At 44.7% G+C, this 16020-nt stretch carries 11 protein-coding genes and 1 tRNA gene; 5 read left to right on the forward strand and 7 right to left on the reverse strand.

The annotated features are described in order from the left end of the window. Positions 1 to 160: 160 nt before the first annotated feature. A complete protein-coding gene (locus tag PLE7327_RS02315; protein WP_015142250.1) occupies positions 161 to 577 on the reverse strand; it encodes a universal stress protein in 417 nt (138 codons plus the stop codon). Between the two features lie 117 nt (positions 578 to 694). Here PLE7327_RS02315 and PLE7327_RS02320 point away from each other — a divergent pair, with 117 nt between their 5' ends. The 3 genes from PLE7327_RS02320 to PLE7327_RS02330 all read left to right on the forward strand — a co-directional run bounded on the left by PLE7327_RS02320 (position 695) and on the right by PLE7327_RS02330 (position 2528). Continuing rightward, a complete protein-coding gene (locus PLE7327_RS02320; RefSeq protein WP_015142251.1) occupies positions 695 to 1813 on the forward strand; it encodes a pentapeptide repeat-containing protein in 1119 nt (372 codons plus the stop codon). Positions 1814 to 1880: 67 nt separating this feature from the next. After that, a tRNA-Arg gene (locus PLE7327_RS02325) sits at positions 1881 to 1953 on the forward strand. 35 nt (positions 1954 to 1988) lie between these two features. After that, positions 1989 to 2528 (forward strand): nuclear transport factor 2 family protein, encoded by a 540-nt coding sequence (locus PLE7327_RS02330; protein ID WP_015142252.1) that lies wholly within the window; start codon positions 1989 to 1991, stop codon positions 2526 to 2528. A gap of 17 nt (positions 2529 to 2545) precedes the next feature. On the opposite strand, the gene PLE7327_RS02335 is transcribed toward PLE7327_RS02330, so the two are convergent. From PLE7327_RS02335 to PLE7327_RS02355, 4 genes are all read right to left on the reverse strand, one after another. Beyond that, a complete protein-coding gene (locus tag PLE7327_RS02335) occupies positions 2546 to 3079 on the reverse strand; it encodes a hypothetical protein (protein ID WP_015142253.1) in 534 nt (177 codons plus the stop codon). Between the two features lie 301 nt (positions 3080 to 3380). Next, positions 3381 to 5432 (reverse strand): DNA phosphorothioation-associated putative methyltransferase, encoded by a 2052-nt coding sequence (locus tag PLE7327_RS02340; RefSeq protein ID WP_015142254.1) that lies wholly within the window; start codon positions 5430 to 5432, stop codon positions 3381 to 3383. A gap of 53 nt (positions 5433 to 5485) precedes the next feature. Beyond that, entirely contained in the window at positions 5486 to 6124 is a 639-nt protein-coding gene (locus PLE7327_RS02345) for a histidine phosphatase family protein (protein WP_015142255.1), read from the reverse strand. A gap of 930 nt (positions 6125 to 7054) precedes the next feature. Further along, positions 7055 to 8872, reverse strand: a complete 1818-nt coding sequence (locus PLE7327_RS02355) for an ABC transporter ATP-binding protein (RefSeq protein WP_015142257.1) — start codon at positions 8870 to 8872, stop codon at positions 7055 to 7057. 354 nt (positions 8873 to 9226) lie between these two features. Between PLE7327_RS02355 and PLE7327_RS02360 the strand changes: the two genes are divergently transcribed. Both PLE7327_RS02360 and PLE7327_RS02365 read left to right on the forward strand, forming a co-directional pair. Beyond that, complete coding sequence (locus tag PLE7327_RS02360) at positions 9227 to 10696, forward strand: TldD/PmbA family protein (RefSeq protein ID WP_015142258.1); 1470 nt, start codon at positions 9227 to 9229, stop codon at positions 10694 to 10696. 123 nt (positions 10697 to 10819) lie between these two features. After that, the gene (locus PLE7327_RS02365) at positions 10820 to 12160 is read left to right on the forward strand and encodes a TldD/PmbA family protein (RefSeq protein ID WP_015142259.1); all 1341 of its coding nucleotides are present in this window, start codon (positions 10820 to 10822) and stop codon (positions 12158 to 12160) included. A 153-nt stretch (positions 12161 to 12313) separates the two neighbouring features. Here PLE7327_RS02365 and PLE7327_RS02370 read toward each other — a convergent pair whose 3' ends face one another. Both PLE7327_RS02370 and groL read right to left on the reverse strand, forming a co-directional pair. Next, on the reverse strand, positions 12314 to 14098 hold the full coding sequence (locus PLE7327_RS02370) for an ABC transporter ATP-binding protein (RefSeq protein ID WP_015142260.1): 1785 nt from the start codon (positions 14096 to 14098) through the stop codon (positions 12314 to 12316). Positions 14099 to 14380: 282 nt separating this feature from the next. Further along, a complete protein-coding gene (gene groL, locus PLE7327_RS02375; protein ID WP_015142261.1) occupies positions 14381 to 16015 on the reverse strand; it encodes a chaperonin GroEL in 1635 nt (544 codons plus the stop codon). Positions 16016 to 16020 lie beyond the last annotated feature (5 nt).

The raw sequence follows: 16020 nt of genomic DNA on the forward strand, positions 1-16020 counted from the left end.
AGTAGTCGTAGGGCGTTTTTTGCAGGAAGTGTAGGGAAATCTCTCGCGTTTTTAGATAAACCCGTCCATACGGGGGTTAGTAGTATAATTATCTCCCTTGCTCCCAGTCTCCCCATACTTTCCGTTCCCCCTTTTACCTGCCTCGATCGCCTTGCGTTTGCTAAGACTTGACTACCAACACCGAACAAGGAGCGTCTGCCACGACTTGAGAGCTGACAGAGCCTTCAATAACGCGATCGACTCCTTTTAATCCACGAGTACCGATGACAATCAAATCGGCTTGATGAATATTGGCAAGGCGGATGATTTCCTCGCTTGCATCGCCGCTGACAATCTCGATCGCGCTGTTGCGAATTTGTGCCCGATAAGCTTGTAATTGCTGTTGTGCTTGCTGATAAAGAGATTCGGGCGATTCATGGGGGCGATCGGCGGCAAGCTCGCTCTCACTTGTCGGAGCGGGAAGCACGTGGGCGAGTATAATCTTGGTTTGGGGTTGAACTTGGAGGATATCTAAGGCTTGAATAATGCTCTGCGATCCATCCGAACAGTCTAGAGCTAACAAAATTGTTTTCAGCACCCAAATATCTCTCCTCACACGTGCAGTCAACGCTATTGGAATTTTGCCTCGAAGCTTAAATTTTGTCTAGCGATCGCTGGAGTTTTAAATATCATTTCGTATAATTCATAACCAGTCATGCCAGAATCCCTCTCTCCCATGCACCTGCTTGAGTCTCACAATCCTTACCCAGACTGCATCTCGCTTCAATTAGAAGCGACTCTAGCCTCTTCTAGCGGGACTCCCTCACAACAGTTCGATCTCTATTTGACCGTTCAGTTTAACGAACAGTGGAAATCTTTGCTCGATGGTCGAATTAAATTTGGATTAAAAGGCGGCGAACTGAAACTTAGGATCGAAGGCGGCGAACTCTCTTCAGTTAATTCCGATATCAGCGAAGAATTTCAAGTGGCGACGACAATTTCTAAAATTAATCCAATTTGGCGATTTTTCCCCAAACCGAGCGAGTTATATTTAAAAGGCTCGCTGCAACAGATAAAGCTGGCAACGCTGATGCCAACGGAACCATCCTATCGCCTCGCTGCGACTTTTGAAGTCTCTCAGTCAGATATTTCTCTCACGGATGCCGAGGATTTGTGGCGACACGATATCAGCCCTAACAAACACGGAATTTTAGAGAGAGCGATCGCGCTTCTGTTGCTAGAAAATCGTTTCAAACCCTATCTAAGTTGGACGCAGCTTAGCTCTGAGTATACAAACGATTGGCAACCTCTAGTTGAAGGGCACGAAGCCGCTCTCAGCCCTGATTTACTAATGCGCTTAAAACAACTTATCGAGCGCATTTATGAAGCCCAAACCGATCATTTTCTAGAATTAGCTAAATTAGCTGGATTAAATCCATTAACGGATTTGGCTGGAGGTAACTTTTTGGCAGTTAATTTAAGCGGGATCGAACTAAGCGGTGCTAATCTCTCGCAAGCGAATTTTAGAGGAGCTAATTTGACGGATATCGATCTCAGCGAAGCTAATCTCAGCTATGCCAAACTCAGCGGTGCTGACTTGAGCGGTGCCTATTTAGGTAATGCTAATTTGAGCTATGGGGATTTACGCCGCGCTAGCTTAGCTTTAGTTAACGCGATCGCAGCCGATTTCACGGGAGCCGATCTAGGAGAAGCTAATTTAAGCAATGCCAATTTTAGCCGAGCAACGGTATGGCAAGCCAGATTTAGCCATAATCCCGGTCTTGTAGACGAGGTGAGGCACAGTTTAAAAGAACGCGGCGCGATCGTTGAATAGATGTTATTCTAGATAGAGTCAGAGATACTCCGCCGTCTCACGGCAGAGCCTCCTCTCACTCGGTCAAGGGCACGTAGCTCAGTGGATAGAGCATCAGATTCCGGTTCTGAGGGTCGGGGGTTCAAATCCCTCCGTGCTCGCTTCCAACTCAAGATTTGAGCTTTATTTGCCGCTTATGAGCGATCGCCAAGCTGGTAATTTAGTGAGGTTAATCCTGAGAATTTTAATAGTAGTCGTTGTCGTCGCAGCAACGCTAAACTTTGCCAGCTATTCAGCACTAGAGAATTTTACTCCTGCGGCGATCGCTAATTCCTTGAATCGAGAAAGGGCGGAATCGATGCAACCAGAAGAAATCCGAGCCACTATCGAACAGGCGCGGGAAGCTTGGGTAAAGGGAGATGCAGAGGCTTTTGCGTCTTTATTTAGTCCCGATGGAGAATTTATCGTCCCTGGCAACCGCTGGGTAGGACGGGAAGCGATTCGGCAAGTTGCGGCCGATTTTTTTGCCTCTCATTCATCGGTTAGAATTGACATTAAACAAATTATAATAGAAGGCGATCGCGCTGCGGTGGAATGGTACTGGGAGGAGAAAAACCAGGAGGGTCGCCTTAACAGAGCCGACGATGCTATTCTCGTAGATTTTCAAGCCGGTCAGATCGTTCGTTTTCGCGAATATATCGACACGGCAACTTGGGGAGGTCAAGACAATTTGTAATTAAGCATTAAACGAATCTAATTGCGATCGCAGACTTCTGAAATAGCTTTTTGAATGACTTGTTTTTGTTCGTCGTCGTAACCCCAGCGCTGTAAGAATGCTTTGTAATTTCCTTCTCCAGTAGCCGCACTTTCGTGTAATTCTTTTAATTTTTTAGCAACTAAATCCGATTTAATTTGTTGAATCAGGTTGGCAGTACGCTGACGAACTCTATTGGAACCTTTGGCATTTTCTTCATCATTATTGCGACGATGAGCTATTACCATTGCTGATGACATGGCTAGATTTTTAACGAGTAACTCGCTGACAATTTCTGGAGAAGATTTTAGGGCTTCAATTACTCCAGTAGCGGGATTGTCGGCGAGAGGACGATTATCTGTTAAATAAGTTACGAAAAACCCTCTAGCACCATTTTCGGTTTTGACGAGATCGGTAATGGCTGCTTGAATTTCTCTGTCTTCTAGCTGACCTGCTGACATTTGCTCTAATAATGATTCAGTCAACGCGATCGCGTCTTCAAATGTTACCGATTCAGAAACTTGCCAACTCATAGTTTTTAACAAGAATACCTTTTCATTGTGACGATCCTATTATAAAGTAGCCAGAGAATAAATTCTCTGGCTAAGGAGCTAAAGTCCGTCTGATAGAACTTTATATTTTGGAGACGAGAAATTTATTTCTTGGTGCGATCGAGTCATACCAAGTCAGGTTGAATACTTATCAAAAGATCGTTATCTCATACCGAGTGAGACGCAGTGAAGCGAAGGATCTAGTAGATTCTTCACTTCTTTGGGAATGACAATGACAACTAATTATCTGAACTTGATATCACAATAAAATAACCCCGTACATTTATTGATTTTGCTTGCGAGCATTAATTTGAGATCGCAATAGCTTAACTTTATAAGGATCGGCATCTTTATTCCACTGTAATTGATATCCTTTAATAACAGCACAACGATCTTCCAAACATTTTAACCATCCTTGCAGGCGATTAATCGTACTAAAATCGTCTAGCAGCCCCCAATCTTTTTCTTTACGAGTTAACTTGGCAAACTTTTCATAGAGGGGATAATCGGTCAGCACCAAAGCCTCTTTTTCATGCAATATAGGAGGATTGGTTTCGTTATTAAAGTCTCGATATCTAACGGTTAAATTCCCTAAATAAATATCCATAATTGCCTGTAAAGTCGGATGAGGATTGAGATCAAAGTCTGGGTAAACCAGATAAGAAATTTTAGGCTTATTAAAAAAGAATTGAATTAAATTTGCCTCTTCTAAACGACCAACCGTTCGACTCGCACAACCTTCATAGAGTCGCAGTAAAGGTTCGAGAGTCTCCAAGGCACTGATATGAATTAATAAAGAATTGCGGAATTTTTTGCCTATCGGACTATTCTGACATAAAGCCGCAATTTTGTCTAAATCTCTTAAACTCAATAACATGGCATCTGCCAAAATACAAGCTTGCTTATAACCACCAAATAAGGCTTTGATATCTTCTCGAACGGTAGAAGATAATTGTCTTGGTTTTGGGCGATTGCCGAATCTACTGAGGGCTAAATAGAGCAGTAAATCTTGACGACGTTTTTGGGCGATCGCATCCCATTCTTCTTTATCAGTCACTTGTAAAACCACCTGAAAAGCGCGACGAATTGTATCAAATTCGACCCTTAATTCTGACTCATTTTCTAACTCTCCTTTGACAGGAAGACGACCCCGTTGAGTAACGAATTCCATCAAGGGAATTAGTAAATTTTCATAGTCTTCAAACCGTTTAATTGTAGTTTGAATTTTAGGGGTATTAGTACGCGAACGAAAGCGAGAAACTCGAAACGTTTCTGCTTGAGTTTTATCGCGAAAAACGAAATAAATTCCCAGTCCTGCTGGAATTGAATCGACATTAAGAACTTGGTCGATATAAGTTTTGAGTTCCTCTTGTTCATAATATTTTTGAAAGGTATTGCGACTGGTGATAATGCCATCGCCATAGGCAACAACACCGCGATCGCGATCGTCAATTAATACCTGCGCCGCTACAATTAAGACTTGACGGGTTAACTCCCACGCTTGCAGCAAAGCTTGCCGACGTTCGACAAGATCTTCAATAACGTTAATAACATACCCCAAATTAACGATATCTGCCGGAGTGCGAGGCGTATTAGGACGGTAATAGGGATCCCATCCAGAACTGCTGTAACCTTTTTCGGCAATGCGATCGATGTCGCTGCCGTAACCGCAACCATAGTCAAAGAAAGTCGTAACTTCTGGCACAAATAAACCCGCTTCTAGTGCCAAACGAACGGGACGAGAGAGAGATTTGCGGGGGATTGCCGCTTTGTGGCGGTCGATAGAAACAAGTTGAGTAGATGTCCCGTCAATCGGACAGATGAGGCGATGTCCGTCAAAGGCGATTCGGTAATTGTCTAGACGTTGCTGCCATTCCAAACGAGTGCCGATAAAGCGGGAATTATCTAATAATCCCAGTTTCTCTTCAAGATCGGTGAGTTGGGTAAATTCTTGATAGAGAGGATAGTCTGAAGCGACGAAAGTTTCTTTGCGGTGGAGAATGGGTGGATTATCTGAGGTGGCATAGTCCCAATAACTTGCTTGTAGGGTTTCCATATCTACCACGACACTAAATTGTAGGGCGGGATGGGGATCGCAATCGAAGTCGGGATAAAACAGATAGGAAATTTTCGGTTTATCGGTGCTGAATTTAATGAGGGTTGCGCCTTCAATTTTGTCGGTTACTCTCGCTTGGCGTTCGTAATCCCGTAAAGGCGCGTCGAGGAAAGTTACTGCACTGGTATGAACGTACAGTGCATTGGGTAAGCGTTTGCCTATGGAACTATTTTGACAGCTTAGAGCGATCGCTCTAAATTGCTCGTCATTGAGGAGCATTATTGGGAATTCAATCTGGCGTGACCTTATTTTTTATAGTAAAGGCGATCGCTCTAGCTACCGACGCGATCGCGCAGTTCTTTTCGCAGGTGAGAGCGATCGCCCATAATATGAAGCAACGGCCCTCGTTCTGCCATTTCTACAATACTGACAGAGGCGGCGGGCATGCCAATGCGATCGCGGAAGCGTCCTATATCAATTCCCAACAACTCGCACAAGATAATCCGAATGGTTGCTTTATGGGAAACGACGAGAATGTTTCCATTGCTACAGGTTCGTTCGATTTCATCGAGTACCTGACAACTGCGGCGGGCAATATCGACTCCTTTTTCTCCGCCTGTCGGCGCATTCCAACCGGGATCGGATAACCAGCGCACGTAGTCGTCGTGAAACTCTCGATTGACTTCTTCTGGCATTTTGCCTTCCCATTTGCCATAAGCAATTTCTTTGAGTCCGTCCCTCAGTTTCATGTCTAATCCCACACGATCGCACAACGGTTTGGCGGTAGCGATAGTCCGATGCATGGGACTACAAAAAACAGCCGTCCAAGGCAGAGATTCATAGGTTTTGGCAAAATCTTCCGCCATTAAATAGCCTTCTGGTGTCAAGTCTACATCTAGAGTCCCGCAATAGGTTCCAGTTTGACTGGAGATAGTTTCTCCGTGTCGGAGGAAATAAATTTTCAGAGTCATAGGAGTTTCTAAAACTGGAAATGCTGGATACCGTTTATAGGGTAACGCGATCGGGTTAAAGCAATTCTAAAAATAGGATCTGATTCCTTATTTCAAAGATGTGCGCGATCGCTTTTCTTAATGCAAGCATCTTGTTCGCAAATAGTTAAGATGCTCGCACTCCTGAGCGATCGACTGGTTGAGTGACAAAACTCAAACTCACCTCAACCCCTCTCCCGCTCTGGGAAAGGGGCTTTCCACTTAAGACTTTTGCCTGAAGTCCCTTCGTCCCTTGTGGGAGAAGGGATTTAGGGATGAGGGGACAAAGATTTATCAGTCAACCAGAAGCGATCGATTACCATGGCTATAGAATTGAATGATAGATCGACTTTCAAAGCTTGAATGATAGCTGCCAACCAGAATTTCACTGGCGATCGTAATATTAGTTTTGAGGCGTTATGTCAGATAATAGATTACTTTGAAAATACGGAAGATGAATTGAATAATAGAGAGAAAATTCTTTCTATTATATGGAATCCAATAGCTCTCGTATATTATTTAGTTCTCGTATGTTATTTAGTTTTATTAAATAGCTTTGGTATAAATACTGAGTGCTTGGGTATAGCTACTGACTTCTTAAAAGCAGAACTATTCGGGAGTACAATAACGTGGTCTTCAGTAATTTTATTACTGCTTGCAACAATTCCCTTGCTATTTAATATACGACCATCTCAGATTCGACTAATATATAATAAATGCTTATCTATTTTTTTAAAACAGACGTACAATAAAATTCTTGCCAAGAAATTTGTTTAAAACTAAAGTTTATTTTATCTAAAAACAAGGTCTATTTATTTGTCCGCTCCGGAAAAATATATAAAAATTAGGTAAAAAATAGAGGTTAGTTTTGTGTATTACTATCTTTTCAACCAACCTCTACTCTAATTCAAATCAATCTAACAATTCTCCGGTTTCTTGCAAAGAATGCAGGCGATGATAAATCCCTTGTTGATTCAATAACTCATCGTGGTTTCCGACTTCTACGATTCTTCCAGAATCTAATACTACAATCTTATCTGCCTCGCGAATAGTACTCAAACGGTGGGCGATAATTATTGTCGTGCGAGTTCCAAAAATCGATCGCATTGCTAACTGAATCGATCGCTCGGATTCGTAATCTAAACTAGAAGTTGCTTCGTCGAATACCAAAACATCGGGATCGACAATTAATGCTCTGGCAATTCCCAAACGCTGCCGTTGACCGCCAGATAAACGAACGCCTCGTTCGCCAACTATCGTGTTGTAACCTTTTGGTAAGTCGTGAATAAATTCATCAACTCTGGCAATTCGACAGGCTTTTTCTATTTGCTCGAAGCTAATTTTGCGATTTCCGTAGGTTAAATTATCTAACAGTGTTCCATTAAAAATATCCACCTCCTGATGTACAATTGCCAAGCGTCTACGATAGCCAGCAGTATCTAAAGTACGAATATTTTCTCCATCGATAAAAATACCGCCTTGATTCGGTTCAAAATAGCGGAATAAAAGTTTGACCAGCGTTGATTTTCCCGACCCCGAACGCCCGACTAAGGCAACAGTTTGATAGGGTTCGATGAGCAGGTTAATATCTTTCAAAATGGGACGATTGGGATGGTAGCCAAAAGTTAAATGGCGTAACTCAACTTTTCCCGTAAATTTGTAAGGATTTGAGTCAATAGATTCGGGTAATAAACTGGCTGCATCCCTACCAGCAGGAAGCTTCATGAATTCGTGCAGGCGAATCATAGAAGCATAGCGACGGGCAAAAATTTCTGCCATTTGACTAATCGGATCGAGTTCTGAATACGCCATGCTAGAAATGGTCAGGGTAGTAATAAAATGTCCGATAGAAATATGTCCCTGCACCGTAGAAATTAACGTAAACAACAAGACCAAAAAAACAGATAGCTGAACGATGGTTTTTTGCCATGTCAGCAAGTCAACGTATCCTTTGTGAATGCGATAGATGACGTAGTTTGATTCTCGCTCTAATCGCTGTTTTTGACGATCTAATTCATAGGCTTCCGTTGCAAAGGCTTTGACAGTTTTAATATTAGTAATAATTTCTGAGGTACGGCTTTGGGTATTCTCCATGTGACGATCTAAAACTTCTTCTTTCTTAATCAGTCTGTTCAGATCTTTGAGAATAAAAGCCAGAATCAGCAGAAAAGAAATGAAAAACGCGATCGCGATTCGCCATTCAATTACCCAAATCACAACAAAAATCCCCAAGATTCTTGCCATTTTGGGAATAAATTGTCCGGCAACTTCCGGATAAGTCCAGGTATGATTTTCAATGCCTCTGGCAATGCGACTGGCAATGCGACCGGGATTATTTTCGTCGTAAAATGAGAGGGGCAGGGTCAAGATTTTTGCAATGACTTTGTGGAGATGATCCCGACGAGTGCGTAGGGCAATATCCCAATGAAACCACGCGCTTAACCACGGTTGAATGGGTGCTCTGACGACTGTCACCAGAAAAATTAAGCCCAATAATACTCCCAAAGACAAAAATCTATCTTCGGGTCGTTGCGTTAGGAACGCAACTTGTGCTACTAAGTTTTGTAGCGGTCGATCTAAAGGTTGATTGGAAAGAACGTTGAGAATCTGTCCGATCGCATAGGGAACGACGAGATCGACAAGTTCAAAAAAACTGGAAGCGGCAATACTAAACAGCGCGATCGCTCTATACTTGCGAAAGTAGCCGAGAATATCTCGAAAGGATGCCATGATGCCTCTGGAGTGGGTATTCTGGTTACAGTTTATAGCTGTAACAAAAAATAAACTTTTGCTACATCTTGTACTACAAATACTACACTCTTGAACTGGGATCAACTGACCCCCGCTATAGAGAACGGGTGCTATGGCTACTTCTTTGCAGAAATTTGCGGTCTTAGAGGTTATTCTTAGCCTTACAATGGTTAAATGCCAAGCAAGTTTTTGGAAATAGCAAGTCAGATCGAGATTATCGTTAGATAGTGGAGGCAACGACAGCCTTGACAGAAAGCCTCCGTAGATGCGGCTTTGTAAGTTAAACTGACAATTACGGGACTTGTCAATCACATGCTATAGAGGAAATCATCTATGCCGCCTACCCTACTGATTTCTAAAGAACTACCTACCCTGCAATACAATCTTAGCCGCGATCGCTTCGATACGAGTTGGCAAGCGCCCCTGTCTACCCTGCTAGGCTTAGGACGCGCTGCCGGAGCAGATTTCATCGAATTTTTCCTAGAGCGCGTCAACTATATCAGTTGTTTGGCAGAAGATGATGCCATCACCAGCATTTCGCCTCGACTTACGACTGGTGCCGGAGTCAGAGTTTTCCGAGGAAAAGCAGACTGTTACGTCAGTACCAACGACCTTTCCTTTGCCGGACTAAAAGCAGCGCTAGAAAAAGGGTTATCTATCCTGGGACTGCAACTTCCCGCACCGAATGCCTACGTCCCAGAAATTAATTTAGAGATGATAAGAGACTACGCCACCGTTAAAGGTAAAGAAGCGTGGCTTTCTCAATGCAGTTCGATGAAAGAAATGGGAGAAATTCTCCTAAATGCCAATCAGAAACTCAAGCAAAAAGCCTTCCACTCGCAATCTCGACGAGCGGTATATTTTCGCGATTGGCAAGAAGTTCTCGTCGCTGCCAGCGATGGAACCTTTGCTAGAGACATTCGCCTCAGCCAATCCGTCGGCTACAATCTCCTGTGTGCCGATGGCGCGCACCGTTCCTCGATAGGAAAGCGCGCTGGTAATACCAGCGACCCCAACTTTCTGCGAACTTGGAACTATGAAACCGTAGCTGAAGAAGTAGCGGAATCGGCTGGAAAGATGCTCTACGCAGACTATGTGGAGTCGGGAACTTATCCGATAATCATGGCAAACGAGTTTGGCGGTGTAATCTTCCACGAAGCCTGCGGACACCTTTTAGAAACCACCCAAATCGAACAGAAAACTACACCGTTTATCGACAAAAAGGGAGAGAAAATCGCCCATGAAAACTTAACCGCTTGGGATGAGGGAAGATCGGAAAATGCCTTTGGGACAATTGATATGGACGACGAAGGAATGCCTACTCAAAGAACTCTGTTGATCGAAAATGGCATTTTGAAAAACTTTTTAGCAGACCGTGCGGGTTCTATGCGCACGGGACATCCTCGCACGGGCAGCGGTCGCCGTCAAGACTATAAATATGCGGCAGCCTCACGGATGCGCAATACCTACATCGCACCGGGTAACTATTCCATCCACGACCTTTTTGCCTCGATAGACAAAGGCATCTACTGCAAACAGATGGGAGGTGGAAGCGTTGGTGCTACGGGAGAATTCAATTTTGCCGTTTCGGAAGCGTATTTAATTGAAAATGGCAAAATTACCCAACCTTTGAAGGGAGCGACTCTCATTGGCGAAGCGAAAGAGATTATGAATAAAATCTCGATGTGTTCGCAAGATTTAGGACTGGCAGCAGGTTTCTGCGGTTCCGTCAGCGGTAGTATCTACGTCACCGTCGGACAACCCCATCTTAAAGTGGATTCGATAACCGTAGGTGGAAGATAATTCTAAATTCTACAACTGACAACTGTACGGGCGGGTTTGGTCGGCGGCTATGTAACAAGACGCTCATTTTACAATTCAACCCGCTCCTACTGATAACTGATAACTGATTACTGATTACTGAAAATGCCTAACGTTATAGAAATAGCCAACTACGCTCAAGAAACTGCTCGCGAACTCGGCATTGAAAAATTCGATCTTTACGGTTCAGCCGTCGATAAAACTAGCGTGGAGGTTGCTTTTGGAGAACTCAAGCAAGTGCAAGCCTCCAATCGTTCTAGCATTATCGTACGGGTTTGGAACAAAGATAATACTTTAGGCGTGACTTCGACGACGGATGTAGACCCTCAAGGACTGAAATTAGCGCTGAAAACGGCTTACGAAGCCAGTTTCTTTGGGGCGAAAGAAAATGTGCCCGATTTCAGTTCGCAAGCCAAACAGCCAACAGCAGAAACTGACTGGGAGAAAGAAGCGCCTGCCCCAGTTTCAACCCTAATAGAAAAACTACTTGCGGCAGAAAAAGCCATAATAGAAGCTCATCCAGCCATTACAGGCGTTCCTGACAACGGTTTGGAGCAACGGGATGCGGAACGCTTCTATTTAAACAGCGATGGGGCAATGCGCCACGAATGTCGTTCCTATGCTTCTATCTATCTCTACAGCAAAACCGACCAAGAAGGGAAAAAGCCTCGCAGTGCGGGCACATTTAAAGTTAGCCGCAATTTGGCGCAACTAGACATCGATGGCTGTATCAAGGAAGTCATCGACAAAACCATTAGTCATTTAGATTATCAACCCATTCCCTCTGGAAAATACCGGGTTGTCTTTTCTCCAGGTGCTTTTTTAGGCATTTTGAGTGCGTTTTCTAACTTATTTAACGCTCAGAATATCTTAGATAAACAGAGTCTCTCGACACCGGAGTCGTTGGGCACACTTGTGGCTTCTCCCCTACTCTGCGTCAGCGATGATGCCTTGCATCCCGAAAATGTTTCAGCCGAAACATTCGATGGCGAAGGAACGCCAACTCGTCGCGTGGAACTGATTACCAATGGAGTACTCAGTAGCTTCCTCCACAGTACGGTAACGGCAAAACGAATGAATGCGCAACCGACGGGTCATGCCAACATTGGGGCGAAAGTTACGGTCGGTTCTCATTTTTATCACGTCTTTGCTGGCGAACCTGCTTTCCAAACCTATAGCTTGCAAGAAGCGGAGAATGTTATTTTCATCGACGAACTTCACGCGCTTCATTCGGGGGTTAATGCTTTGCAGGGGTCTTTTTCTTTGCCGTTTGATGGTTGGCTGGTGAATAAAGGCAAGTTAACCAGCATCGAAGCTGCAACCGTAGCAGGGGATTTTCTCGATCTCTTGAAGTCGATTATTTATGTCGAATCAGAGGTGGAGTTAACGCCAAGGGGGTTGAGTCCGAGAGTTTGGGTAGACGGACTATCGATTACAGGGCAATAGCTAGGGAATTAATTTCTTGGCGGGTGAGAGACTTTGGTAAGAAACATTAATTCGTTGTTTTCAGCAGTTACGCATTCAAACTTAATTTTATTACTGGAGAGCGATCGCTCCCGATGACAAGTAACATCTTTGAGTGCAACTTGGTATATCGCTCTAGCCCCTCACGAGTTCCATTTGTACGCGCCACAAACTCGCGTAGATTCCCTCTTTTTCTAATAATTCTTCGTGCGTTCCCCGTTCGACCAGCTTGCCGTACTCCATGACGTAAATGCAATCGGCATTGCGAATGGTAGAGAGGCGATGGGCGATCGCGATCGTGGTTCGATTTTGCGTAATTTTGTCTAAAGATTTTTGAATGGCGGCTTCGGTTTCGTTATCGACGGCAGAGGTGGCTTCGTCCAAAATTAGAATCGGGGGATTTTTTAAGATGGCACGCGCGATCGCAATTCTTTGTCTTTGTCCGCCCGATAGCTTCTGTCCCCGTTCTCCGACGATGGTGTCGTAACCCTTGGGCAGTTGCACAATAAAATCGTCTGCCTCAGCAATTTTAGCGGCGGCGATGACTTCTTCTAGAGAGGCATGGGGATTGCCATAGGCAATATTTTCTCGCACCGAACCGTGAAAGAGAAAGACATCTTGACTGACTAACCCGATCGCGCTTCGCAAATCCTGCAAGCGCAATTCTCGAATATCTATGCCATCCAAGGTAATTCTACCGCGATCGACCTCGTACAGTCGTAAGAGGAGCTTTACCAGCGTACTTTTTCCCGAACCCGTCGAACCAACTATCGCAGTGGTTTTGCCAGCAGGAATATGTAAAGAAAAGTTGGCAAGGATTGCGCTGCTTCCTGGATAGGCAAATGTTACTTCATCTAATTTGATATCTCCCTCGACTGACGAGAGGGGAAGGGCAATATTACCTGAATGAATTGCGATGGGAGTATCCAAAAGATTCATCACGCGCCTGGTAGAAGCCATTGCCCGCTGGTACAAATCTAGCGTTTGTCCTAAGCGAGTCAGGGGCCACAGCAAGCGTTGCACAAGAAATAATAGGGTACTGTATGCGCCGACAGCTAAACGACTGTCAATAACTTCTCTGCCGCCGTACAATAGCAAGGCAGTAAAACCAAATAAAATCGCAAAACGAATCAGAGGAACAAACGCTGCACTCAGCGCGATCGCGTTACTATTACTTTGACGATAGGCTTCGCTTTCTCCGCGCAAGCGTTCGATTTCGTACGATTCCGTCGTAAAGCTTTTAATTGTAGTAATCCCGCTCAAATTATTGGCTAAACGACTGTTGAGCAAGCTGGCTTTCTCGCGGACATCAGCATAACGAGGGGCAAGTAATTTTTGAAAGGCGATCGAACCCCATAAAATAATCGGAATGGGTAACATTGCCAACCAGGCGATATTGGGAGTCAGATAAAAGAAAGTACCAGAAATGATGAGAGAACTGGTAGTAACTTGTATAATCTCGTTTGCCCCAATATCTAAAAAGCGTTCGAGTTGATTGATATCATCGTTGAGGATTGCTTGCAATCCTCCCATACTGCGTTCTTCAAAATAAGCTAATTCTAGCTCTTGCAAGTGAGTGTAGGCATCGAGACGAAGATCGTGTTGAATATTTTGGGCAAGATTTCTCCAGAGGCGATCGTAAGCATATTCAAACAGCGACTCCAAACACCAAATCACAAAATTGAGCAGCGATAAAACCAGAATTTGATTAAACAGATCTGTAACGCCAAATTTAGCCAGAATCGAGTTTTTTCCTGCAACTATCACGTCTACTGCCAGACCGATAATTGCAGGGGGTGCTAGATCGAATAATTTATTTAAGATCGAACAAATTGTCGCCTGCCAAATTAACGGATGATATTTGCGTCCATACTTGAATAGACGTTGTAGAGGATGTCGCGATCGCTGAATTTTAGACATAATTGCTAATTATAATTTCTTCTAGGCTAGCTATTTCAAGGGTCATCCCCTTTCTCTGTTCGCGATCGCGAACCCAATAAAAAAGCTCTCATCCCGATCGACTTCGGACAACTGAAAGGAGAATTGCTAAAAATCGATAGTACTCAATCTGTTTGTGTCGCCTATGTTCTCGTCCATTACTAAGATAAAATTATCCCCTTCCTCAGAGAACTCAGGAAAGGGGATTGTAGTTAGAGAAGATCGGTTGCCTGCCTAGCAGGCACTGCCTGCTAAGCCGAAAGATTAGTAATCGAAGTCGCCACCGCCAGCAGCGCCAGCACCAGCAGGAGCTTTATCCTTTTCGGGTTTATCGACGACGATGCACTCGGTGGTCAGCACCATGCCTGCAATAGAAGCAGCATTTTGCAGAGCAGAGCGAGTGACTTTAGCGGGATCGACGATGCCAGCTTCAAACATATCGACGAACGTGCCTTTAGCAGCATCGAAGCCGACGTTGAACTCTTTCTCTTTAACGCGCTCGGCAATTACCGCACCATTTTGACCTGCATTTTCAGCAATGCGTTTCAAAGGAGCGGAGAGAGCGCGAGCAACGATCATAGCGCCCGTCAACTCTTCATTAGCAAGGTTCTTGGTTGCCCACTCTTCGAGTTGGGGAGTAAGATGCGCCAAAGTAGTGCCGCCGCCAGGAACGATCCCTTCTTCAACGGCTGCCTTGGTCGCGTTGATCGCGTCTTCCAGGCGCAGCTTCTTGTCTTTCATTTCAGTTTCGGTAGCTGCACCGACTTTGATTACGGCTACGCCGCCAGCCAGCTTAGCCAGACGCTCTTGTAGTTTCTCCTTATCGTAGGAGGATTCTGTCTCTTCGATTTGACGGCGAATTTGCTCGCAGCGAGCCTTAACGGCTTTTTCGTTACCTTCAGCAACGATGGTGGTGTTGTCTTTGGTAATGGTGACGCGGCGAGCTTTGCCGAGCATCTCAACCTTGGTGTTTTCTAGTTTTAGACCCGCATCTTCGCTAATGACTTGACCGCCAGTGAGAATGGCGATGTCTTCGAGCATTTGCTTGCGGCGATCGCCAAAGCCCGGAGCCTTAACAGCAGCAACATTCAGGACTCCGCGCAGGCGGTTGACGACCAGGGTAGCGAGGGCTTCTTTTTCGATATCCTCAGCAATAATCAGTAAAGGTTTGCCTTGACGGGCAACTTGTTCGAGTACGGGAACGAGGTCTTGAACGAGGGCAATTTTCTTGTCGGTAATTAAGATCAGAGGCTCGTCCATTACCGCTTCCATGCGCTCGGTATCGGTGACGAAGTAGGGAGAGATATAGCCCTTATCGAAGCGCATCCCCTCGGTGATTTCCAGTTCGGTAGTCATAGACTTACCTTCTTCGAGAGAGATAACACCTTCTTTGCCCACTTTGTCCATGGCACTGGCAATCATCTGACCGACTTCTTCGTCGTTACCAGCAGAGATAGAACCAACTTGAGCGATCGCTTTAGAATCTTCTACTGATATAGCGTGTTCGGCAATTCTTTCTACAAGAAATTCCGTTGCTTTTTCAATCCCGCGCTTGATAGCGATGGGGTTAGCGCCAGCAGCAACGTTGCGCAAGCCTTCTTTAACCATGGCGTGAGCGAGTACGGTAGCGGTTGTGGTTCCGTCCCCAGCTACGTCGTTAGTTTTGGAGGCTGCCTGACGAATCAAAGAAACGCCCGTATTTTCGATGTGGTCTTCGAGTTCGATTTCCTTAGCGATGGTAATCCCATCGTTGACGATCTGAGGAGCGCCGAATTTCTTCTCTAGTACGACGTTACGTCCCTTTGGACCCAAAGTAATAGCGACAGCTTCATTTAAGATATCAATTCCTCGCTCAAGAGCGCGACGAGCTTCGTCATTGTAGATGATGGATTTAGCCATAAGTT

The organism is Pleurocapsa sp. PCC 7327 (assembly GCF_000317025.1).
GTDB lineage: Bacteria > Cyanobacteriota > Cyanobacteriia > Cyanobacteriales > Microcystaceae > Hydrococcus.